This is a genomic window from Methanobacterium congolense, assembly GCF_900095295.1.
Classification (GTDB): Archaea; Methanobacteriota; Methanobacteria; order Methanobacteriales; family Methanobacteriaceae; genus Methanobacterium_C; species Methanobacterium_C congolense.
On record NZ_LT607756.1, the window covers coordinates 603,551 to 626,511 of the forward strand.

The 22,961-nt window shown below is 38.4% G+C and carries 19 protein-coding genes and 1 tRNA gene; 9 read left to right on the forward strand and 11 right to left on the reverse strand.

The annotated features are described in order from the left end of the window. The first annotated feature begins 161 nt into the window (after positions 1–161). Positions 162–404 carry a HypC/HybG/HupF family hydrogenase formation chaperone gene (locus tag MCBB_RS02930; protein WP_071906364.1) on the forward strand — a complete coding sequence of 81 codons (243 nt, stop codon included), beginning with the start codon at positions 162–164 and terminating at the stop codon, positions 402–404. 298 nt (positions 405–702) lie between these two features. Here the strand turns inward: MCBB_RS02930 and MCBB_RS02935 are convergent, their stop codons facing one another. Further along, on the reverse strand, positions 703–1,206 hold the full coding sequence (locus tag MCBB_RS02935) for an amino acid-binding protein (RefSeq protein ID WP_071906365.1): 504 nt from the start codon (positions 1,204–1,206) through the stop codon (positions 703–705). Between the two features lie 367 nt (positions 1,207–1,573). Here MCBB_RS02935 and trpE point away from each other — a divergent pair, with 367 nt between their 5' ends. The 8 genes from trpE to MCBB_RS02975 all read left to right on the forward strand — a co-directional run bounded on the left by trpE (position 1,574) and on the right by MCBB_RS02975 (position 8,887). Then, the gene (gene trpE, locus MCBB_RS02940) at positions 1,574–3,025 is read left to right on the forward strand and encodes an anthranilate synthase component I (RefSeq protein ID WP_071906366.1); all 1,452 of its coding nucleotides are present in this window, start codon (positions 1,574–1,576) and stop codon (positions 3,023–3,025) included. Next, complete coding sequence (locus tag MCBB_RS02945; RefSeq protein WP_071906367.1) at positions 3,022–3,597, forward strand: anthranilate synthase component II; 576 nt, start codon at positions 3,022–3,024, stop codon at positions 3,595–3,597. The genes trpE and MCBB_RS02945 overlap by 4 nt, the downstream gene beginning before the upstream one ends. Continuing rightward, complete coding sequence (locus tag MCBB_RS02950; protein ID WP_071906368.1) at positions 3,594–4,481, forward strand: indole-3-glycerol phosphate synthase TrpC; 888 nt, start codon at positions 3,594–3,596, stop codon at positions 4,479–4,481. Before MCBB_RS02945 ends, MCBB_RS02950 begins: the two co-directional genes overlap by 4 nt. A 27-nt stretch (positions 4,482–4,508) precedes the next feature. Then, complete coding sequence (locus MCBB_RS02955; RefSeq protein WP_071906369.1) at positions 4,509–5,192, forward strand: phosphoribosylanthranilate isomerase; 684 nt, start codon at positions 4,509–4,511, stop codon at positions 5,190–5,192. 114 nt (positions 5,193–5,306) lie between these two features. Further along, positions 5,307–6,491 carry a tryptophan synthase subunit beta gene (trpB, locus tag MCBB_RS02960; RefSeq protein ID WP_071906370.1) on the forward strand — a complete coding sequence of 395 codons (1,185 nt, stop codon included), beginning with the start codon at positions 5,307–5,309 and terminating at the stop codon, positions 6,489–6,491. A 73-nt stretch (positions 6,492–6,564) separates the two neighbouring features. Continuing rightward, the gene (trpA, locus tag MCBB_RS02965; RefSeq protein WP_071906371.1) at positions 6,565–7,377 is read left to right on the forward strand and encodes a tryptophan synthase subunit alpha; all 813 of its coding nucleotides are present in this window, start codon (positions 6,565–6,567) and stop codon (positions 7,375–7,377) included. Between the two features lie 43 nt (positions 7,378–7,420). Further along, positions 7,421–8,470: an anthranilate phosphoribosyltransferase gene (gene trpD / locus MCBB_RS02970; RefSeq protein ID WP_071906372.1), complete on the forward strand. Its 1,050-nt coding sequence runs from the start codon at positions 7,421–7,423 to the stop codon at positions 8,468–8,470. A gap of 225 nt (positions 8,471–8,695) precedes the next feature. After that, a complete protein-coding gene (locus MCBB_RS02975) occupies positions 8,696–8,887 on the forward strand; it encodes a hypothetical protein (RefSeq protein ID WP_071906373.1) in 192 nt (63 codons plus the stop codon). Between the two features lie 106 nt (positions 8,888–8,993). Here MCBB_RS02975 and MCBB_RS02980 read toward each other — a convergent pair whose 3' ends face one another. From MCBB_RS02980 to MCBB_RS03025, 10 genes are all read right to left on the reverse strand, one after another. Then, positions 8,994–9,401 carry a DUF5518 domain-containing protein gene (locus tag MCBB_RS02980; protein ID WP_071906374.1) on the reverse strand — a complete coding sequence of 136 codons (408 nt, stop codon included), beginning with the start codon at positions 9,399–9,401 and terminating at the stop codon, positions 8,994–8,996. Between the two features lie 123 nt (positions 9,402–9,524). Continuing rightward, positions 9,525–9,878: a hypothetical protein gene (locus tag MCBB_RS02985; RefSeq protein ID WP_145975997.1), complete on the reverse strand. Its 354-nt coding sequence runs from the start codon at positions 9,876–9,878 to the stop codon at positions 9,525–9,527. 49 nt (positions 9,879–9,927) lie between these two features. After that, entirely contained in the window at positions 9,928–11,040 is a 1,113-nt protein-coding gene (locus MCBB_RS02990; RefSeq protein WP_071906376.1) for a hypothetical protein, read from the reverse strand. 978 nt (positions 11,041–12,018) lie between these two features. Next, positions 12,019–12,091, reverse strand: a tRNA-Ile gene (locus MCBB_RS02995). Between the two features lie 177 nt (positions 12,092–12,268). Beyond that, a complete protein-coding gene (locus tag MCBB_RS03000) occupies positions 12,269–12,814 on the reverse strand; it encodes an AAA family ATPase (protein WP_071906377.1) in 546 nt (181 codons plus the stop codon). A gap of 2 nt (positions 12,815–12,816) precedes the next feature. Further along, entirely contained in the window at positions 12,817–13,107 is a 291-nt protein-coding gene (locus tag MCBB_RS03005; protein ID WP_071906378.1) for a metal-sulfur cluster assembly factor, read from the reverse strand. A 184-nt stretch (positions 13,108–13,291) separates the two neighbouring features. After that, positions 13,292–14,203 carry a DUF5591 domain-containing protein gene (locus MCBB_RS03010; RefSeq protein ID WP_071906379.1) on the reverse strand — a complete coding sequence of 304 codons (912 nt, stop codon included), beginning with the start codon at positions 14,201–14,203 and terminating at the stop codon, positions 13,292–13,294. Positions 14,204–14,637: 434 nt separating this feature from the next. Further along, positions 14,638–19,881 carry a DUF3320 domain-containing protein gene (locus MCBB_RS03015; RefSeq protein WP_071906380.1) on the reverse strand — a complete coding sequence of 1,748 codons (5,244 nt, stop codon included), beginning with the start codon at positions 19,879–19,881 and terminating at the stop codon, positions 14,638–14,640. Positions 19,882–20,327: 446 nt separating this feature from the next. After that, a complete protein-coding gene (locus tag MCBB_RS03020; protein ID WP_071906381.1) occupies positions 20,328–21,323 on the reverse strand; it encodes a PAS domain-containing sensor histidine kinase in 996 nt (331 codons plus the stop codon). A gap of 136 nt (positions 21,324–21,459) precedes the next feature. Next, positions 21,460–22,959 (reverse strand): glutamate synthase-related protein, encoded by a 1,500-nt coding sequence (locus tag MCBB_RS03025; RefSeq protein ID WP_071906382.1) that lies wholly within the window; start codon positions 22,957–22,959, stop codon positions 21,460–21,462. Positions 22,960–22,961: the final 2 nt, after the last annotated feature.

A 22,961-nucleotide genomic window follows, 5' to 3' on the forward strand; every position in this document is an offset into this window, starting at 1 on the left:
GATGTATTAACCAAAGCTTTTATTGGTTGAAATTTAAACAATAGTAAAACCATAGTGAATATGAAGTTATGATTGTAGATGCAGAGAAGTTGCATTCAAAAACTGGATATCAACCATCAAATTGATATGTTGAGTATTGAAGTTAACAAGAGGAGATATTTATGTGTATTGCAGCACCAGCACAGATAGTTGAGATTAAGGACAACGTTGCCACCGTTGATTTTGGTGGAGTAAGACAGCAGGCAAAACTGGACCTTGTAGGTGACTTAGAAGTTGGAAGGTACGTTCTTGTTCATTCAGGATATGCCATTGAGGTTTTATCAGATCAGGAAGCTCAGGAATCTCTTGAAGCTTGGGATGAGCTTTTGAAGGTCCTTGATGAGGAAGATCTGGAAGAAAAATAATTGTAAATTATTTTTTTTATACAATCTTTTTTTAAACTCTTTAAATCATTTTTTTCCATTTTTTCAGGTGTTTAACCCTATCTGTGAAAGAGGGTTTCCCCTTTTTTAACTATTTAAAAAGGATTGATTATTTAAATGGAAATTTAATTATTTAATCAGTTTTTTTTTATCTAATCAGTTTTTCAATTCAGTTTTAATGTTTGCTCTAAATTTTTTATTATAAAATTATAAAATTTAAGGAGTTATTGTGTTTAATTTCAATATTTAGCAATGCTCTTTGGCTTGATCAAGGAAATCTTTAGGAAATTGAAACCCTTTTAACTCCAGGTATCTTAAGGAACTCGTTGATCAGTTCTCCCTTAACAGGTTTTTCTGTTATTATGGTAAGCTTAGGATGTTCCTCAAGTTCAGGGTCGTCTGCATGTGCCTGTCTTATGCTTATCTCTTCACGTGATATTAATTCTGTGGATTTTGCAAGTATTCCGGGGTTTCCTGCTTCTGCCTCTATTTCAACAACACCGAATCCAAGGTTCTTGGCAATGTTCTTCAGAAGGGCACCTGCCGGATGAATATTATTAAATATGGCTGAAAGCTGATCATCGTTCAGTATAACATCTACTGTGGATTTTATTGTTCTTCTATCAACACCAGACGCTCTTGCAAGGGCCAGGTCACTTATCTCCACGTCTCCACAGTAAATCTTACCATTTTCACCCACTTTAAGTCCTAACTCCACGATCTTCCTTGCAACAGCCATACGGGCTGGAAATTTCTCGAATTTATGTTTTACCCTGTCCCACACAGATACCCCTCCATTTTTTCAATTCAATTGATATGTTTTTGTAGTTTGTCTTTCTATCTCTGCTGTTTTTCTTTTTTCTATGACCACCTATTTAAAACTATGTACAAATATGTACAATAAAGGTTTAAATAGTACTATGATGTAAGGATATGTTAGAGAGAAAACCTCTAAGATGAAAGAACTTGAGTTGAATTGAATCAACAAAAAAAGAATCAACAGGAAAAAAATTCAAAAATTCAGACATAAAAAAAACTGGATTAAGAATAAAAACCGGATTTAAAGATTCAAAACAAATTCAACACAAGAAAATCAAATTTAGATATGAAATTTAACATGGTATCATTTCAAGGTGAAAATATGAAAGGCAGTGAATGTTTTTGGCGAATATAACTTCGATGAAATTGGAATTAAAATAAATGAACCCAAAACAATTGACGTAGATTTTGATTCTCCCTTTGAACTCTTCAAAGGAATATACAGTAATTATTCAAGCGCATTTTTACTTGAGTCAATGGAAAGTGACAGTGGACTTGCAAGGTACTCTGTACTTGGATTCAATCCTGTTGCAACTTTCAGGGCTAAGGGTAACCTCCTCGAAATAGAACATGAAGGAAAAAAAGAGGAAATAGAAGTTAAAAACCCCTTCGATGAAATAAAGAAGATAAACTCTAAAAACACGGGAAAAAAAGGATTCAACGGCGGTCTTGTTGGATACGTGTCCTACGAATCAGTAAGACACTTCGAACCTGTGGACATAAACGAGGGATACTATCCAGACTTTGAATTTGGACTCTTTCTCGATGGAGTGATCTTCGACAGGATACGTAACAAATGTGAATACGTAACTCTTGGAGAGAACAGGCTTGAAAAAATCCGTGAAATATCAAAAGAAGACTATGAAATAGATGATTTGTCATTCAAGGAGAAAAACCATTATTTCTCCAAGGAAGAATATGAGGAAATGGTTCGTAAAACCAAAGAGAGAATAAGGGCTGGTGAAATATTTCAGGGAGTCATATCCAATGCTGTGGAATATGAGTTAAAGGGCAACAAATTATCCTTCTATGAAAAACTGCGTAAAATCAATCCCTCCCCTTACATGTACCATTTGAAACTTGGAGAACGTGAAATCATAGGTTCAAGTCCTGAAATGCTTGTAAGGGTGGAGAACAGAAAGGTTGAAACCTTTCCAATTGCAGGAACACGTCCAAGAGGTTCAAACACCATTGAGGATGAAAAACTTCAAAGTGAACTCCTGGCCGATGAGAAGGAAAGGGCAGAACACCTCATGTTAGTGGACCTTGCAAGAAACGACGTTGGGAAGGTCAGTGAATTTGGATCGGTCCATGTTCCAGAGTACATGGATGTTAAAAAATTCTCCCACGTCCAGCACATAGTTTCCCATGTTCAGGGAAAACTGCGTGATGATAAAACAGCAGTTGATGCATTCAAGGCCATGTTCCCTGCAGGAACACTCAGTGGAGCTCCAAAGATAAGGGCTATGGAAATAATCAACGAACTTGAGGGAATTCCAAGGGGGCCATATGCAGGGGCAGTTGGTTACTTCTCCCTTAATGGAAATGCAGATTTTGCAATCACCATAAGAACCATGGTTTGTGATGGGAACACTGGAAGAATACAGGCAGGTGCAGGAATAGTTCATGACTCCGTACCTGAAAATGAGTACCATGAATGCGAAAATAAAGCAGGAGCCCTTTTAAAAGCACTTGAAGTTTCAGGGGATTCCAGTTCAAACGATTCAAATTCAGGTTCCAAGTGTTCCAGTTCAACAATCAACTCAAGGGATGAGATTGAATGATACTGATAATCGACAACTACGACTCATTCACCTACAACCTCTACCAGATGATAGGTCAGATTCAGGAGGATATCCTTGTAAAGAGAAACGATGAAATCACGGTGGATGAGATAAAGGAGCTTCGACCTCAGGGAATAATAATATCTCCGGGACCTGGAAACCCTGAAAACGTGGGGGATTTCGGGGTCTGCATGCAGGTCATAAAAGAACTTGGACCCGAAATACCCGTCCTTGGAGTTTGCCTTGGACATCAAGGAATATTTTCAGCTTTTGGCGGTAAAATAATCTTAACAGAACCTGTACATGGAAAACAGAGTAAGATAATCCATAATGGCAAAGGTGTTTTTAATGGGGTTGAAAACCCATTGAAGGCTGCCCGTTACCATTCACTGCTCTGTGATGCAGAAACAACGCCAGAATGCATTGAAATCATTGCAAAAACTGATGAAGGTCTGATAATGGCCATAAAACACCGTGAATTCCCAATTTATGGCCTTCAGTTTCACCCAGAATCTGTTGGAACAAAAGAGGGACTCCGGATCCTCAAAAACTTTCTGGAGACATCTCCATGATAAAGATTCAGCAGATCCTGGAAACTAGGCAGAAAACACTTCAAAGCACAATGGAATCAAAACCATTGTCAGAGCTGAAAAACCAGGTTGAAGAAATTCTTGGCAACGAAAAGAATGGGAACGATAATGAAAACGGGAATAATAATGAAAAATATTCCAGCCCAAAATTTAATTCAAATCAAGAACATAAATCATTCAAGAATGCATTAACCTCCCCGGAAGATGTTCAGGTTATATGTGAGTATAAACCTGCATCCCCTTCAATGGGAGATATATCAGAGACCAAACTTGAAGATGCCATTGATGTTTTTGAGGGTGCAGGTGCATCTGCAGTTTCAATCTTAACAGAGGAAAACTACTTCAAGGGCAGCCTCAAAAACCTGAAGTCTGCCTCAGAGATAACAGAAGTTCCACTCATAAGAAAGGACTTCCTCATGCATGAGTACCAGATATATGAGGCAAAGCTTGCAGGTGCATCTGCAGTTCTCCTGATGTCTGGAGTGTACCCTGACCTTGAGGGTGGTATTGAACTTGCATCCACACTTGGAATGGATTCACTGGTGGAGTGCAGAAGCCGTGAAGACATAGAAAATGCCCTGAAGTCAGGAGCCCAGATAATAGGAGTTAACAACAGAAACTTCAAGGACTTCACAATTGACCTCAAGGTAACAGAGAAACTTGCATGTTACATACCCCCTGAAATCATCTTCGTATCTGAAAGTGGAGTCAAAGGACCTGAAGATGCCCTTCGTTTGGCCGAAGCAGGTGCAGACACAATATTAATAGGGACAGGGATAATGGGCCAAAAAACCAAATCCGAAATGATGACTGCAGCTTCAGATATAATAAAAGTTCTTAAAGGCTCCAAAATCCAAAGAAATTAATAATTAGATTGTTGGGTTGGATTATCTATGAAAATCAAGATCTGTGGAATGACCAGACCTGAAGATGTTAGAACATGTGAAGATGCAGGTGCAGACTTCTTAGGATTCATAAACATCAAAAGATCCAAACGCTTCGTGGAACTGGAAGATGTAGTTGAACTGAGATCCTTATTGGAGGATAAAAACAGAGCAGTTCTTGTACTTGAACCTGAAACCATTGAAGAAGCAATTTTTGCCATTGAAAAAACTGGTATAAAGATTTTACAGCTTCACTCACTCTCACCCTATGGTATAAAATATCTCAAGTGGCGTGACTGCTTCAAAACATGTCCGCTGGAAGAGGACTTGAGGATAGTGAGAGCTGTTGGAATCTCTGATGAACTCTCAGATGAAAAGAAAAGGGAAATAGAAGATTTTGCAAGGGTTTGTGATGCCCTGATATTCGACTATGAAGTTGAAGGAAAAAGTGGTGGAACTGGAAGACAGATTCCAATTGAAACAGCAGTTGAAGCTTCAAAGATTGCAAAAAATATTAAAAAAAGTATAAAAACAGTTCTTGCCGGTGGAATGAACACAGAACGAATAAAAGCTCATGAAAAAATTTTGAATGAACACTTCGACTGTGTGGATATCAATTCAGGGGTGGAAGACACACCTGGAATTAAAAATCCCCTCAAAATAAGGGATCTGTTTAATAAGTCATTAAAATAGGAATATTGGGATAATACATGGAATTTATAATTCAATTAATTGTTGGGCCAATATTCAATTGAATAAAAAAAATTGATGGAATAATAATAGAATGAATTGGTTTAAGGTGATCTCATGATGGAAAGTGGAAAATTCGGTAAATATGGGGGAGTTTTTGTCCCTGAACTCATAATACCTGCGCTTGAAGAGCTTGAAGAGGCTTTTTTAAAGTACAAGGATGATGAAAAGTTCAACACAGAACTTCAGTATTATTTGAAGGAATTTGCAGGAAGGCCAACATCCCTTTACTATGCAAAGAACCTTTCAGAGAAACTTGGATGTAAAATATATCTTAAAAGGGAGGACATGCTCCACACAGGTGCTCATAAGATAAACAACACCATTGGACAGGGTCTTCTTGCAAAGTACATGGGTAAAACCAGGTTAATAGCAGAAACCGGTGCAGGACAGCACGGAATTGCAACCGCAGTTGTAGGTGCCAACTTCAAGATACCCACGGTTGACGTGTACATGGGAAGTGAGGATGTTGAGAGACAGAAACTCAACGTGTTCAGAATGGAGATATCCGGTGCGAAGGTAATTCCAGTACACTCCGGTTCAAAAACACTTAAAGATGCAATAAACGAGGCATTCAGGGACTGGATCACCAACATCCAAACGACCCACTATCTCATAGGCACGACAATGGGACCCCACCCATACCCAAGCATGGTCAAACACTTCCAGAGTGTTATAGGGCGCGAAGCAAGGGAACAAATACTTGAAAAAGAGGGAGCACTGCCTGATGCAGCAATAGCATGTGTCGGTGGTGGAAGTAATGCAATGGGGCTCTTCTCAGGATTCGTTGATGATAATGAGGTTGATCTCATTGGAGTGGAAGGTGGAGGTGAAGGAATTGAAACCAACAAAACAGGAGCCACACTCTGCAAGGGAACAGAGGGAATACTCCACGGATCACTCTCATACGTACTCCAGAACCAGGACGGACAGATAAGGGAGGCAAGCTCAGTCTCTGCAGGACTGGATTATCCGGGGGTTGGACCAGAGCATGCATACCTCCACACTTCAGGTCGTGCCAACTATGTTGCAGTGACCAATGAAGAGGCACTCAGGGGATTCGAACTTCTATCCAGGTACGAGGGAATAATACCTGCACTCGAAAGCTCCCACGCAGTTGCATACGCTGAGAAGTACGCTAAAATGCCAGAGAACAAGGGAAAAACAATAATTGTGAACCTGTCTGGAAGGGGAGACAAGGACATGTTCATAGTTGCAAAGGAAATGGGAAGGGAACTCTAAATTCATCATTGGTTTCATTATTGTTTCCAATTTCATGGGTAGTTCCATAAATAATTCATAGGATGTGACTTTTATGATAGAAACTTATCAAGAAATGTTTAAACGGGTTAAAGATAAAGGTGAGGGTGTTTTCATACCATTCATGGTTGCAGGAGACCCTGACTTTGAAACATCATTAGAGATAGTGAAAAAACTGGTTGAAGGAGGAGCAGATGCCCTTGAAATAGGATTCCCCTTCAGTGATCCTGTTGCAGATGGTCAAACAGTACAATCTGCAGATTTAAGGGCCCTGAATGCAGGAATGACCACAGACAAATGTTTTGAATTCATAAGGAGGATCCGTGAATTCACAGAAATTCCAATAGGCCTTCTTGTGTACTACAACCTTATCTACCAGAGGGGAATCGACAAATTCTACGAAGATGCAATGGAATCCGGTGTAAACGGTGTTCTTGCAGCAGACCTGCCCCCTGAAGAAGCAGAAGAATCTGTTAAAGCAGCACGTAAACATGGTATTGACCCAATATTCCTTGCAGCCCAGACAACCAGCAACGAAAGACTCAAACAAATTGCCAAGATGTGCTCAGGATTCCTCTATGTTGTATCTGTTATGGGCGTTACAGGTGCCAGATCCGAGGTTAAAACCAGCAGTGTTGAACTCGTGGAGAGAATGCGCAGCCACACAGATCTACCACTTTGTGTTGGATTCGGAATTTCAAAACCAGAACATGTGGCCGAGATCATAGATGCTGGAGCTGACGGTGCAATCATTGGAAGCGCCCTCATAAACATAGTTGAAGAAAACCTCCAGAATAAAACAGCTATGCTCGATAAGGTCCAGAAAAGATGTGCTGAACTGAAATCTGCAACGAAGATTAAGGAATAAAGATTAAGGGATAAATGGGAATTATATCTGAGGAGATGACTAAATGATGGTGGATTACCTGAAAAAAGTAGCCGCAAGGGAAGATCTCAGCGAAGAAGAGGCTTACAACTGCATGAAGGAGATGATAAGTGGCACTGCGAGCAACATTCACATAGCAGCACTCCTCACAGGGCTTGCAGTTAAGGGAGAATCAGCACAGGAGATCACAGGATTTTCAAGGGCAATGAGAGATGCATGTATCGTTGTGAAGCCGGATATGAATATTCCACTCGTTGACACATGCGGTACAGGTGGAGATAGATTCAAAACCTTCAACGTGAGCACAGCAGCATCAATAATTGCAGCAGCCTGTGGTGTTGCCATTGCAAAACATGGAAACCGCAGTATAACCAGTAAATGTGGTGGAGCAGATGTTCTGGAGGCATTGGGCGTCAACATAAACTGCGATGCAGCAGGAGTTGAGAGGTGCCTTGAAGATGCAGGAATAGGGTTCATGTTCGCACCCAACTTCCACCCTGCAATGAAACACGTCATGCCAGTGAGGAAGGAACTTGGAATAAGAACAGCCTTCAACATAATTGGCCCCTTAACATCACCTGCAAAAGCAGATATCCAGCTACTTGGAGTTTTTGAACCTGAATACGTTGAATTGGTTGCAGAGGTCCTGAAAAACCTCGGACTCAAAAGGGCAATGGTTGTGCATGGATTCGATCATAATGACGAACCTGCAATGGATGAAATATCAACCATAGGAAAAACAAGGGTTGCACTACTGGCCGATGGAAAAATAGAAGTGTTCAACATAGCACCAGAAGATTTTGGAATTAAAAGTGTTGATCCTGAGTTTATAAGAGCTCCTGAAACCCTTGAAGGAAACCTTGAGGTTGTTGTGGATGTTCTGACAGGTAAAAGGGATGATGAAATGGACGTTGCACGGCTTGAAATGTGCCTTGCAAACGCTGCAGCCATACTCTTCATAAGCGAACAGGCTGAAACCCTTGAAGAGGGTTATAAAATGGCAGAAGAAGCAGTTGAATCTGGAGCAGCATCCAAGAAACTTGAAGAGTTTATAAGGGTGAGTAATTCCATTTAATCCTTTTTTTTATATGTATCCATTTTGTTTTCTCATTTTTTACAAATCACTTCTATTATTGTGTTGGTTTTCCAATTCTTAAGACTTTAAGACAAGTCCTTTGAAGTTGTGTTTGATTTGAAACTTCATTTTGAGAAGTAAGGTTTTTAAAAAGCTTCAGAGCGATATTGATATTAGTTATGTGAAAAATAAGTGTGGACATCAAGATCATGATGGAGGGATAAAATGAGTGAATATGCTATAATTGATAGAAAAAACGTTTTTTATACAGGTCCTTTTCTAGAAATGAGAGATATCTGGAGAAAAGTAGATCCACATTCTGATCTCTATGTTGCAGAAGCAGTGAGAGAATATTTCCCAGACGGTTGGGATGGAGATATAATGTTCGTTGAAATATTAACGCATATAAAGAAATAATTCAATTTTTAACGTGATTAAGAGATGAATAAGAGGGTTAGAAAATGGATTTTATTGGGAAGCCCATTACAAACTCCTCCACATTTCTATTTATAAATGATCTAAGTTAAGCAATAATTTTTCTTCTTTTGGATTTTCCAGTTAATAGTAATCCTATTATGCCACCAATGGCACTGACTGTACTATAAACTATTGCATTAACTAAAAAGTCCAATATTATTCTTGTTAAGGATAGTTCTAAACTTCCATTTATAAGCCACAATGCAATGAGGGAAAGTATTCCACCAATCACACCACCAATTAAACCTATAAGCACACCATAAACCACTCCCTCCTTTAAATAACCTCCTCCAAGACTGTAACTCACATAAACCGCTGCTAAAAGAAAACCCATCCAATTCCATAAATTTCCTATTCTAATTCCAAGAAGTACATCAAAAACCGATGAAAGAATTGTACTAATTATTATTGCTAAAAAACAACCAAAAACCACACTTTTCCATTTAATTATCATATGATAAACCCACCTTTTTCAATATATGCTTTTGATATGGATTAAAAATAATTACCACTCATTTTTCCAAGTAGCAAAATAACCTCAAATAGAAACATTGAAACTATTCCTTGTAATTTTCTCCTAATTCTCATTACCTCTACGTGACCTCAATGTCTTTGCAATGAATCCTCCAATAAGCCCTAAAATCGGGAAATATATAAATAAAATTAATACTTTATTTGGTGTTAATCCTGTTTTAAAGATAAAGATGGCCCCTATTAACGATGATATTGAATATAATAAACTGTTATAGAAACCAATTGTGGCTTTATTCGTTCTAGATAGATATGTAGCACTGAATCCACCCAAAACAAATATAAATATTACTAAAATGTGCGATAATAAAGATATTGGTAAAATGATAACAAAGCCTCCTAAAAAGCCAGTTATAATGTTCCCCAATATAATTGCAATAACAGGATGATACCTCTTCATTAGTAACCACTTCTTCCGTATTTTATAACATTCGACACCTTTTTTCCATTTATTCAGCTTCCTTTTGTTTACGTGCATATATTGTTTTTCCCAGGTAACCACCAATGCCTGAGGCTATGAGATATCCTGCGATTTTACCTATTTTTATATAGTAAGGTTCATGGATAGTTGGGCCATATATCAACTGTAAAACTAGGTTAACTATTAAGATAATCATTCCTGTGTAAATTCCGTATTGTATCTTCTTTTCTTTAGCGAAGAATGTAGCTGTAAATCCTCCAATTACAAAAGAAATCGCTGCAACTATAAACTGAGTTACTCCAAAGGGATTGGAATTATATGTGCATGTAATCAACAATATCGAATTATTAAAAAATGTTGCAATAAAATATCCCATTACGATGGTGATGATTGGATTATATCCATTGTTAAAACGTTTTTTAAGGGATTGTCTCCCAGTATTGTCGGTTATTTTCCCTATAAAACCACCAATACCTGCAAATAACAGATATTCAACGATACTTATTGAGGAATAATTTACATGAAGTGTCCCATGTATTAATTTCATAGCTAAGGAGCTTATGAGTATAATTAGTCCTGTGTAAATTCCGTATTGTATCTTCTTTTCTTTAGCGAAGAATGTAGCTGTAAATCCTCCAATTACATTAGAAATCACTGCAATTGTTAAAGCAGCTGTTTTAATATTATAAGAAGTGTATATGTTTGTGATCCCTAGTAACAAATAATAAAAAAAGTTTGCAACAATGAATCCCATTACAATGGTGATAATGGGATTAAATCCTTTCTCAAAATGATTTTTAAAGTTTTGTCTTTCTTTATTATCAGTCATTTTCCCGATAAAACCGCCAATTCCTATAAAAAGTACATACGCAATAAAAGCTGCAAAAATTAATTTAAGATTTTTAGATAATCCCACAAAAGCCGTAAATATGAGTCCTTCATAGATACTGTATCTTATCTTTTTGTCTTCAGTAAAATAAGTGGCTACAAATCCTCCTAAAATCAAAATAATTAGTGTTGCACCGCCAGATGTATTCGAAATACTTTTACTAAAGTCTAACCCTAAAATTCCTGCTAAGATAAACCACATTAAAATAGTAACAATCCCTAAAATTATTGATATAGCTGGATGAAACTTCATTACTAACTCCTTCTTTCATATTTTATAACATTTGAAACAAAAAAAATATTGTATGAGCCAAAAACAACTACAACAAAACTTAATTGGACTCACAATACTCAGAAACAACATCAGTCTATTAGTTAAGACATATACAATGATGAAAAACCCTTTCCCTAAAACTTAATGGCTAAAATGGGAGAAGGTATGTCGATGTGACTTATCATGGTTAAGACATGAAAAACACAATATTACATGTCGATTGAAGTAATATATAAAACTTTTTTCTTAATCCTCAAATTCTTTCAAATATGAATTCAAGAATAGGACTTATAAACCATCCAATGGAGCAATTACCTTAAAAGAGCTGCTCAACAATTAGAATGAATTTTAATTAATTAGTTACACTTTTAAATTGTTACTAAAAACATATTGTAAAATAGAAAATTGGGGTGAAGAGGGGTGTAGCTCCTTGGGTATGAATTAGGGTTAATACATACGATATAGTACTGCACAGCTTCCTCAAAGGCGAAGACTCAACTTAAATCGATTAGTAATATACATATTATAGATATAAAGTTGAAATTTTATGTAAAATTTATATGGCGTGAATATTTCGTAGCACAAATCCATATTAAAAATAAAAATTCTCTTTTTATAGGATTTGAAAGTATTTCAAGATAAAATAATAAAAAAGAAGGTAAAAAATGAGGTAATTAAATTTTACCTAGACTTTACCATTGCTCCAATTTACTATTCACCACAACCAGATATAAGTTTTTTGAAATTGAATTTTGTATGAGCAAAACACAAAAAATCAGCATTTTAAGTAATGTTGCAATGGCTTTTTAAACCATTTTTCTTTGAATTAAAGAATTAATCATTGATTTTTGCTAATAATGAGTCTGAAAGAAAGGGTGATAAATCCGATGATCATAAGAATGAGTTATCTGAAGTTCAGGTTATACCTTTAAAATTAGAATAGTTTATGAAAGGAAATGGGCCCGCTGGGATTCGAACCCAGGGCCTCACGGTTATCAGCCGTGCGCTCTACCGCCTGAGCCACGGGCCCCCATATCCTAAAGTACATTTGGATTTCAATCCTCATCAATACTTCATAAATTAAAATTTAGAAGACGTAAGGGTAGATCCAAGATTTAGTCTTCATCATATATAACCCTTTCTATTCATTGGCTGATTCTGAAGAATGTATTAAGCATTCCATGGCATATATTACGAATTCATGGAATTATTCACCCAGAAGAGCAACGATTTCTTCCAGGCATTCATCGAAGTTGTTATTATCAACAACCATAAATGTGTATCCTGAAAAAACAGAAAATGCTGCTACAGACGATCTCAAAAGACTCATATGTTCATTTAAATTTTTAAAATCTTCCAAAGCACGTTTTTTAGATTTATCTGTCTGCCTTCGTTTCAAAATGTTTTCATAAGATGATTCTACTATCACAACGATGTCGGGTGATATGATTTCAACTGGAAATGAAGTTATGTAACCTATTGGGGATACATCAATCCCATGAAGGTCCAGAATGATGTTACTCATAGAACTGGCCCTCAGGGCTGCTTCCCTCCAGATCCTGTGCTGGATGTCCAGATCAAGACCGAACATCTCAGAATCTGTTTCTGCAAGACCTTTCTGCCTAGCTATTTCTAGCATAAGGCCGCCGTAGTTTACATGGGTACTTCCAAGTAGTTCTGCAGCTTCCCTGCAGAGTGAAGTTTTACCCACTCCTGGAACACCCACTACAGCGGCGATGTTCCACCGAACCATATCTATTTGTTTACCATGTCGCAGATTGCATCTGCCATCATGTGTCCCTCAACAACGATCTCTGCTTTGTCGATCTCGTCGAGTTTTTCAGCGTTAATCCTTGCCTGCATTGCTATGTTTGCTGCGCTCATGCATCCAGGGTTTGTTGGTTTTATAACGATTTTAGCGGTTTTTTCTGCTTCGTTAACTTCGATGTCTCCAACTATTCCCATTTCAACTATACTGATGCCCATGTGAGGATCTGCAATACCTGCAAGTGCTTCTCTTACTTTTGCAACTAATTCTTCGCTCATATTATCCCTCAAAAATTTTTAAAAGTGTTTTATTGCCTTCATTCCATTAAATTTTATTTAAAATCTCATTTTTATCTTAATGGCCTATTTTATGATGTTTATCAACATAGAATAGATGTAGTTTTCTATGATCTGTTCATGGTATTTATACTTTTATCAATTAGTTTTTGAGTTTTGGTGATTATCACTTTTTTCTGTGCCTAAGCCTCACTGCAACACCGTTACTGGATCTTTTCATCTCTTCGCCATTCAAAACGGCTTTACCAACACCAAGAACTTCCCCTTTCCTTAAAACCACAACTTCGTCCCTTGGAACTATGCCGGGATCTGCATCCAGAACTCCCGGTGCAAATACTGTGTTGGTTTTAAGATCAAAATCTATCTCAACCCATTTAACATTAATCTCCCTTAAAATCTCCCCACCCTTGAGGTTGAGGGAGTAAAATCCATTGTCAAATAATAAAGTTGCGATCTGTTCCTTGTTTTGGAGTATACGTTTGCTGAAACGTCCCACAACCTTGGATCCATCAGGTATTAGTGCATCTGCATCAGGGGTGTTGAACTGGTACCTTGCAATGGATCTCAATCCATGAAGTCTTCTCTCCTTCCATGGAACCTTGTTATAACTTTTCAAAGTACTCTTAAGTTTGTCCATGGACTCCCATGATGTTGGTCTGCCATCCTCACAAGTGTAGATGGCATCAGGTAAATATTCCTCACAGACTTCCCTGTAACCTCCCGAAACATGGGCTATAACCTCTTTATCTCCAATATAATCCTTTAAACATTCGCCTGTAGCTTTGATCTCCTCTTGGGACCAGTCACCAGTTGTTGAGGTGTCGTAGGATTGTATTGGGTAGGTTCTCTCCATCTCCCTGGGACAAACACCAAATGGGGATGTTAAAATGGCTTCCTGATAACCCTTGGTTGCCTTCATGAAAATTGAGTGGGATTTGGACTGTGAGTAAGGTTTACGCATACTGCAGGGTATTACAACCACAACATCACCAATAGGTTCAAGTAAACCCATTCTTTCTCTCCACCTGCGGGCTTCAGGCCTGTAAAGTGATTCTTCTGTTATACACGGTATCTTCATATTCTTCTCCTTCATCAGATTTAAAAATTCATCTAATTTTCATTCAATTCATCAAATTGATGTTTATTTTTTAAATAAGCTCTTTTTTGTTGGACAAACTATTAAAATAACCTTTTATTAAAAATTTTTTTATTAAAAATTTCATTTATCATTAAATTATATTCATCATAAAGTGAAGTTGAATTTAAAAATTGAATGTAAACCACATGTTGTATTTTTGATCTTGTTCTCATGGATTAAGTTTTTTTAGGAAATTTTTTTAGATTTTTTTAGAATTTATTTTATAGTTATCTTATAGTTGCATATTTTACAGTTTGGAGGTGAAAAGTTTTTTTAACACCTTTTTTTAGATGTTCTGTTATAATTAAATAAAAGAAATAAATTATAAATAAAAAAAACATAAATGTGCAATTTTTAAGCTTGCTTGATTTTTTTTACTGCTTTGGGAAGTTTATCATACTGTTTGGCAGGATTTCAAGTTCACCAGTTTCAAGAAGCCAGTTCACAACATTCTCAATTCTTGATGCAGTTCCACCACGGGTGGCCTTGAATCCAAGGAGTCTGGAGGTTTGCTTCACAAGTTCATCCCTTGGAGTTGCAAACTGACGAATTATGACTATTTTAACAGCTTTTGCAATTTCATCATCACATATCAGGTCAATCCTGGCTGGAGGATTTCCACAGCGCCTGCGCACCTTCACCTTAATTCCAGCAGTTCCATTGTAGAATAAGAAATCTCCCTTGGATATTACATCGCCACTTTGCTTGGCGTAAACCACTGCACTCAGCACAGCATCCTGGATCCTTTTACCCGCCTTTTTAAGGCCCCATGCAACCCTTATCCTCCTCACAACTTCACTGAAATGCACAGGACCCTCCACTTCCACGATCTGAGTAACGGCCTTTGCAAGTTCAGATGGGTGTTTTTCATGAAGTTCTCCAGTTACAGGGATGCATAGGGAGGAACAAAGCTCATATTCAACTACAGAATCTCCTGGAGATTCAGAAATATTATAAGATCCTTGAAGATCCGATTGGTCCACAACTGAACCATCATCAGATCCCTCAGTATGAGAATTAGCTGATCCACTGTTTAAATCGTCAAAAACCTCAGTTTCACTAAAATCTATCTCATCAGTACTATTTAAACTTGCAGAATCTTTAACCAGGTAATGATCGATGGAACTGTTAACTGGAGAGTTATCATTAACTGAAGATTTGTCCCATGGAACATCATGGGTTGAGGAACTGTTAACAGGACTTGGATTTTGAGTATCTGCTTGTGCTTTAGATTCAGTTTTGTGTTTAAGTTCAGCCAGATCTAGTGGATCATCCCTATTTAATGATTGGTCCCTGTTTGGATCGTATGGAACTTCAACCTTCATGGTTTCCATTTCAACTTCCAGGGGGCTTTCAACCTCATCTCCAGTTTCATCCTCAATTTGTTCTTCTATTATTTGCACTGTATTCATTCCATCTTCAGCTTCAACTTCCTCTTGCAAGTTTTCATGGGACGTTGCAGTTGAAGCTTTATCTATGGCTTCAATTAACCTTTTTTGAGCGTCAGCACGGTTTCTGTACCAGTCAGTTGACCAGATCCTGTATATGGTCCATCCAAGACCTTCAAGTATCTGCTGGCGGAGTCTGTCCCTGTCCCTGGCAACCTGTGAGCTGTGGTAGCTTGCTCCATCACATTCAACCCCCAAGAGGTAGGTACCTAGAGCGTGGGGATTAAGAACTGCAAGATCTATTCTGAAACCTGCACATCCCACCTGTTTATGTACTTCATGTCCATTTTCTACCAGGAATCTGTAGACAGAATCTTCAAATGGTGATTCTGTATCATCCCCTGGAGCTCTGATGCTTTCAAGGTGTCCTGTTTCTGCATACTCCAGAAATGATTTCAGGGCCCTGACTCCAAATGCTGAGTTTTGGGTCACATCTATGTCACGGGATCTGAAATTTGAGAAAACAACACAGCGTTCTCTGGCCCGGGTTATGAGAACGTTCAAACGTCTTTCTCCACCGTCACGGTTCAAAGGTCCGAAGTTAAGACTCAAACGACCATTTTGGTCCTTGCCGTAACCCACACTAACAAATATAACATCTCTCTCATCTCCCTGAATGGTTTCAAGGTTCTTTATGAAGAATGCCTCATCACGACTTTCTGTGAAGAACTCTTCAAGCTCTGAATTCAGCTTAAGCTGCAGCTCAAGCTCTTCCTGTATTACTTGCTGCTGCTTGATGTTGAAGGTACCAATACCCAGGCTCTTGGACCATCCAAACCTTCTGTAATGGTCCATTGCAGCTTCAACAACCTTTTTAGCTTCAACACGATTTGAAGAGCTTCTCCCTCTATCATAAACTGCTTCAGGAAGGTATTGGAACTTCAAACCCATTTTATCAGTATCATGACATGGTGATGGATAGATGAGGAGTTCATTGTTGTAGAACTCCTGATTTGAAAGTGCTATGAGTGATTCGTGACGGCTTCTGTAGTGCCAGTGCAGCATCTTGGTTGGGAAGCTCCGCTTGCAGAGGTGGAGTATGCTTTCCATATCTGATATGGATGAAAGCTCGTAGTCCTCAACATCTTCGGCATCTGCCATGGTATCGAAAAAGGAGGTTGGTGGCAGCTGACGGGTATCTCCCATAACAACAGCCTGATTTCCCCTTAGGAATGCTCCAAGTGCATCTTCAGGTTTAACCTGGCTGGCCTCATCGAATACAACCACATCGAAGCGTACGTTTTTGGAATTTTGTGGATCCAGAAACTGGGCCACTGACAGGGGGCTCATCATAAAACAGGGTTTTATCCTCTGAACCAGCCCACAGGTATTGGATAAAAGCTGTCTTATAGGCATATGTCCCCTTTTTCTGTTGAATTCACTTAAAAGAATTCCAAGTTCAGAGTTTCTTGAAGGTGCCCCACTTAAACTTGGTTTTTCCATTGAAAGCTTTGAAGATATTCGTTTTCTGTTGAGGGATATAATTTTCCTGTCTGTATCCATGAATCGTTCTATCTTGCCCTCATGAAGTTCAGCTATGAATCCTGAAAGAACGGGATTTGCATTGAAAACATATCTCAAAAGTTCATCTGCAAGATTTCCCCTGAAGCAGGGTATCAGATCATCTGTTTCAATCTCATCATGGGTCACGAGTTCAATTATGGGATCCACCATTGTGTTGGGCCTTTCCCTTAAAATTTCAAGGAACTGGGACCATTTCTGCAGTGATGAAAGCCCCTCCATGTAAACCGTGACTTGGGTTGTTATTTCATTGAAAGAGACTTCTTCAATTCCCTTCCCAAAGATGGACTTAAAATCAATTTTCAGGTAGCTGTCCAGTTCACTGATGCACCTCTTAATTTCATGTGTGTACCCATGTATCCTACGTGTCGATGTTGATAGATCCTCAGCATCCACCCCAGAACTTACAAGTTCGATTGTTTTATCACCAGCTTTACCTGTTACAATCATTTTCCTGAAGGGAATCATCCATTTAATTAATTCTTTCAGTGACTCTGGATCTGTACTCGAACCATTCCAGTGATTTCCAAACAAACTCTGACCAGCAGCATCATGATCCGCCAGATTTTGAAGGGCCCTCTGACATTTAACAACGCATTCAAGGTCTTTTATAATTTCTTCATCTTTTTCAGGAACGTTACCTATGTATAATGAAGATATGTGGTTTCTAGCCTTTTTGTATCCTCCTCTAAATGATCTCAAGAGTTTTGAAGAGTTTTCACGGTACTCTCTAAGTAGAGGCTGAACGTTCATGTTCAAAACGTCCCTTTGGAACATGGACAGCTTGGATCTGTACGCATTAAATGTTTCAAGGTTTCCTATTAAATCAAGGGCCAGTCCATTATTTTCATCCCATTCCGGGTTTTTGAGAACATCAAGGGGCATCTGTTTTGAATGGGAGATCATATCTGCAGAAGAAAGGAACTCTGAAATTTCAGCCATATTTTGAGGTTTTTCAAGCCCTGTTGCTTGGTAAAGGTATTCCAGTTCAGATCTAAGGTTTTCAAGGGACAGTTCTGTTCTTTTAAGAATGGATCCAACCTCATCCTCATCTGATGGTAGGAGATTGGTTGGCATACAGTTTTTCCAGGGATTTTTTGATATGGGCTTCAGGAACCTGACCAGCTCCTGGATACTTTTAAGGTTTGTAACTGTTTCGTTGTACTGGGACAAACTGCACTTTTCAGGGGACTGGAATCTAACCCTGGGCATTTCTCTTCCTGCATCATTGAAGTAGTTCAAACATTCTTCCTTCATACCAAAAAGTTGGAATGGGGATAACTCAATTTCACCAAATGGAGAGTGTAAAACTTTATCGTATTCATCCAACTCTGATCTGAGCTTTTCAATGCTTTGAAACTCGTTTTCAAGTGATATCTGAGGGTTAACCCTCTTGTAGAGTGTTCTTTCCAGTTCATTAAGAACATCCTTCTTCTTGGATTTACGACTGTGAAGCTCCAGGCAGAACTCACCCAACCCTATACCATCTAAACGACTTTTAACAACCTCCAGAGCCGCCATTTTTTCACTGACAAAGAGTACGGTCTTCCCATTACTTATCAATTCAGCTATGAGATTCACGATGGTCTGGGATTTACCAGTACCTGGAGGCCCCTCAACAACCATGTTACGACCTGCCTTTGCATCTTCTATAACTGCGATCTGGGATGAATCAGCATCAAGGATGTGGTAAACATCTTTATAACGCAGTTTTTTATCAACCTCCTCTGGAAGGAAGCCTTCATCACAGTTATCTCCCGATGGATCGAATATGGCGTTTATTATGGGGTTGCCTTCAAGGTACTCTCCAGACCAGCTTTCAGGATCAAGGTCCTTGTACATAACGAATTTTGTGAAGCTGAAAAACCCAAGGTAGATCTCGTAGATCACTTTCCAGTCCTTCTTTGAGGACACGGCCTTTTTAACGGCCTTGAAGTAGTTGTAAAGCTCATCTTTACTTTCAGGCATTTCAAGCTCTGGAAGTTCAATGTTCTGTTCTGTGAGTTTTTCCTGGAGTGAAATGTTTGTGATGATCTCCTCTCCAGTCCATCTGAGTTTGAAGGGGCCTTTAACCTTTTTACGCTCCAGTTCCACAGGTACCAATAGAAGAGGGGCTTTTCTCATATTCTCAGACTCTGAGCTTTCCCTCCATTCAAGAAAGCCCATTGCAAGATAGAGGATGTTGTAACCCTGTTCTTCAACCATGGATCTTGACTGCTGACCTATGCGGAACAGACGTTTCTGCAGTTCCTCTGCAGTTAAATTGGTCTGAAGAAGGAGGTCGCTGTATTTTCCCTTAACCTTTAACTGGGGCTTCGGAAGCTTCCATAGAAGAGATTCCTCTTCAGGAGTTCTACTTGTACTCCTATCATCATCAGGTTCTGTTGAAGTCTCTGATGATGGATCCTTTTCAGGATCATGATCTTCAGAATCTGATTTTTCTTCCTTTTCTGCCCTTGGGGTAAATTGCATCTTTTTTTCATCTAAAACCAGGGTGCTGTAAACTTCAGTTGGTATCTCATCTTCAACCTTTATGGATCTGGTGTAGGGTCTGAAGTTCAGAAGCTGATTCTTCATACTAAGATCTAGAAGATTCTTTCGCAGTGTTCCAACCTGAGCTTCAATATTTGCATTACCCCTTAAATCCATTTAAATAACCAACCTCATCAACTTTTAACCAAACTACCTCAAAAAATGATTTTAAATTGTTCAAATATTTTTTAAAACTTTTTTTAAAAACTCTTTCAAACAATTCTTTTAAATAATAATATCCAAGCAATGGATATATATTTTGACTTTTTTAGAACATTTATGGTAGAATAGCCTTTGGGGGGGATAACTTTAAAATATGACCAGTTTAAGATATTTTAAAAATTTCTTAAATTAACTAATTTCAAGTAGTATTAAAAAAATGATGGATTAAAGGATAATATATGGTTTTAAGGATTGTTTTTAAAATTATCATAATTTTTTTATAAATATCATTTTTTATAAATTTTTTATAAATTCTGGAAAAATAGGCTTTTATATGAAGATAAATTATAAAAAAGAAGAGAAAGTTCTTGGAAGATAGTTTTTAATGCATCTTCTCAAATCTACTTGAATATCACGATGAATTTAGTACCTTCACCCTTTTCAAGCTCAAGCTTACCATCTATCTGTTCTGTTAAACTATTTACAAGTCTTAAACCTAAAGAATCAACATTTTTGTAGTCTAAACCCTCAGGGAAGCCAACTCCCTTATCTGAAACCTCAAGTTTAAATCCATCATCATCTGAATGAAGTTCAACATCTATCTGCCCAGTTCTCTCTCCTGGAAAGGCATGTTTCATTGCATTGGTGAATAGTTCGTTTATAATGAGTCCAAGGGGTATGGATGTGTCCGCATCAAATTCAAGACTTTCAACATCCACTCTGACTTTAATGCTATTAGAATTAATTGTGTAACTGTGATAAAGGCTTGAGACAAGACTTTCAATGTACTCATCGATCCTTATCCTGTTGAGCTCCTCTGATCTGTAGAGTTTTTCATGTATGATTGCAAGGGACCGGGTACGATCCTGACATTCCTTAAAAATATTCTGAACCTCTCTGTCTTTTATGTAACGGGATTGGAGACTTAACATGCTTGATATGATCATGAGATTGTTCTTAACCCTGTGATGCACCTCTTTAATGAGTACATCCTTATCTTCAAGGGCCTTCTGAAGTTCATCCTCCATGATCTTACGCTGTGTGATGTCCCTTGCAACATGAACACTTCCAACCGTGTTTCCATTGTCATCGATGATGGGTGTGGCTGTCACAAGGAAAAATCCTCCTAAATTATCTTCCCTAACTTCGGAGGTGTGTTCTGAACCATCTCCCAGTAACAGTGCATGGGGACAGTTTTCTATGGGACATTCACTTTTGTGAACCACCTCAAAACATATCTTACCAACACATTCTTCAGGTGAAACTCCAAGACGATTTGCCATGGCCTTGTTAACCCTTAAAATCTTATGATTTTTATCAAGAATTGTTATAAGGTCTGGCATGGCATTAAAAGTTAGATCAAATACTTTTTCAGCTTCAAAATCCATTTCATCCATATCTTCATGCTCCTAACTAAAAAATATATACATTGTTTTTGTTCATCTTTGATCCATCAAGGTTTTAAATGGTTCGCTGATCAACATCCTACATTTACATGGCATAAAGATATTAAACTCCTTTAAAAATAATAATTCACTTCACATACGTACCGTTGACACATTTAACACCGGTTATAAATGCAGTTTCACGTGTAACTGCAGTTAAGTCATCCATATTCAAATCTGAAATATTTTCTTTTCCAGTTATACGTGTGAGGTTAGCTATTTCCTCCGTTGAAATCTCCAGATAGTTTTCAAGTTTTCTAACCCCCTCAGAAACCTCCAACTGTTTCATAAGTTCTGGATTTTGGGTTGTAACTCCTGTTGGACAAGATCCACTGTAACACACACGGTACTGTTCACAGTTCATTGCTATGAGTGCAGCAGTTCCTATGGTAACTGCATCTGCACCCAGGGCCAAGCACTTTGCAAAGTCTGCAGAACTGCGCAGACCCCCTCCTGCAAGAATTGAAACATCCTTCTTCACTCCAAGTTCTTCCAGGTATTTATGTGCCCTTGGAAGTGCAGCAATGAGTGGTATTCCAACGTTCTCCCTGACGTAAAGATCCGTTGCACCAGTACCTCCCCCAAAACCATCAAGACTTACAAAATCAACATCAGCATCTACAAGAACCTCAAGATCCCCTTCAATATCACCACATCCAATTTTAGCACCTACAGGGGTACCATCAGTTAATTTACGCAGCCGTGAAACCTTCTCTTCAAGGTCTCCAGGGTTCAGTATGTCTGGATGGTGTGCAGGTGAATAACTGGATTCTCCCTTTTCAAGGCCTCTGAGTTCTGCTATCTTCTGGTTCATTTTCTCTGCAGGTAGGTAACTTCCCTTTCCAGGGTAAGCTCCCTGTCCAAAACGTATTTCAACTGCCGCAGCATTTTTCAGTATTTCTTTATCAACTCCGAACCTTCCGGTTGAATACTGAACAACCATCTGGGATCGTGCCATTTCAAGTTCTTCCTCTGTTATGCCGCCTTCACCAGAGTTGAATCCTACATTCAACTTCGAGGCAGTTTTTGCAATTACAAACTTAACGTTCATTGAAACAGCACCAAAACTCATCCCTGAAATTATTATGGGTGATGAAAGTTGTAGTGGTTTCTTTGATGAGGGACCTATGCAGATACATGTGTTAACATCTTCATCATGATTCAGGGGTATTCTATTGATCTGTGCAGGGATGAAATGGAGGTAATCAAATGAAACAGGAAGTTTTTTCGTGGATCCCATTGAACCCACCACACTACGTCCTTTGGAGGATATATCTTTGATGTTAACCATTTTAGTGTAACTCTCAGGGTCTTCAGAGGACCCCCTTTTACGCATGAGATTATGGTTAAATCCAACAACATCCTTGGTGCAGTAATAGTTTCCTTTGAGGCTTTTTTCGAGGTATATATCACATTCATTGCATATGCAACCCTGAATTTCAACATCACACTTACTGGCCCCCCCGCCACAGTAAAGTACTTCCCCACCGCAGTTTGAATAACTTGGGCACACTGGGCATGGACATCTGGCCCGGTTCTCCTTGGAATTTTTTATCTTTGAAAGTACCTTCCAGGAATCCTGAACCATAA

Coding starts and splice junctions, on each gene's coding strand:
- MCBB_RS02930 (WP_071906364.1), top strand. CDS start 162: ATGTGTATTGCAGCACCAGCACAGATAGTTGAGATTAAGGACAACGTT.
- MCBB_RS02980 (WP_071906374.1), bottom strand. CDS start 9,401: ATGATAATTAAATGGAAAAGTGTGGTTTTTGGTTGTTTTTTAGCAATA.
- MCBB_RS03025 (WP_071906382.1), bottom strand. CDS start 22,959: ATGGTTCAGGATTCCTGGAAGGTACTTTCAAAGATAAAAAATTCCAAG.
- trpA (WP_071906371.1), top strand. CDS start 6,565: ATGATAGAAACTTATCAAGAAATGTTTAAACGGGTTAAAGATAAAGGT.
- MCBB_RS02945 (WP_071906367.1), top strand. CDS start 3,022: ATGATACTGATAATCGACAACTACGACTCATTCACCTACAACCTCTAC.
- trpD (WP_071906372.1), top strand. CDS start 7,421: ATGATGGTGGATTACCTGAAAAAAGTAGCCGCAAGGGAAGATCTCAGC.
- MCBB_RS02975 (WP_071906373.1), top strand. CDS start 8,696: ATGAGTGAATATGCTATAATTGATAGAAAAAACGTTTTTTATACAGGT.
- MCBB_RS03015 (WP_071906380.1), bottom strand. CDS start 19,881: ATGGATTTAAGGGGTAATGCAAATATTGAAGCTCAGGTTGGAACACTG.
- MCBB_RS03005 (WP_071906378.1), bottom strand. CDS start 13,107: ATGAGCGAAGAATTAGTTGCAAAAGTAAGAGAAGCACTTGCAGGTATT.
- trpB (WP_071906370.1), top strand. CDS start 5,307: ATGATGGAAAGTGGAAAATTCGGTAAATATGGGGGAGTTTTTGTCCCT.
- MCBB_RS03020 (WP_071906381.1), bottom strand. CDS start 21,323: ATGGATGAAATGGATTTTGAAGCTGAAAAAGTATTTGATCTAACTTTT.
- MCBB_RS02990 (WP_071906376.1), bottom strand. CDS start 11,040: ATGAAGTTTCATCCAGCTATATCAATAATTTTAGGGATTGTTACTATT.
- MCBB_RS02955 (WP_071906369.1), top strand. CDS start 4,509: ATGAAAATCAAGATCTGTGGAATGACCAGACCTGAAGATGTTAGAACA.
- MCBB_RS03010 (WP_071906379.1), bottom strand. CDS start 14,203: ATGAAGATACCGTGTATAACAGAAGAATCACTTTACAGGCCTGAAGCC.
- MCBB_RS02950 (WP_071906368.1), top strand. CDS start 3,594: ATGATAAAGATTCAGCAGATCCTGGAAACTAGGCAGAAAACACTTCAA.
- MCBB_RS02985 (WP_145975997.1), bottom strand. CDS start 9,878: ATGAAGAGGTATCATCCTGTTATTGCAATTATATTGGGGAACATTATA.
- MCBB_RS03000 (WP_071906377.1), bottom strand. CDS start 12,814: ATGGTTCGGTGGAACATCGCCGCTGTAGTGGGTGTTCCAGGAGTGGGT.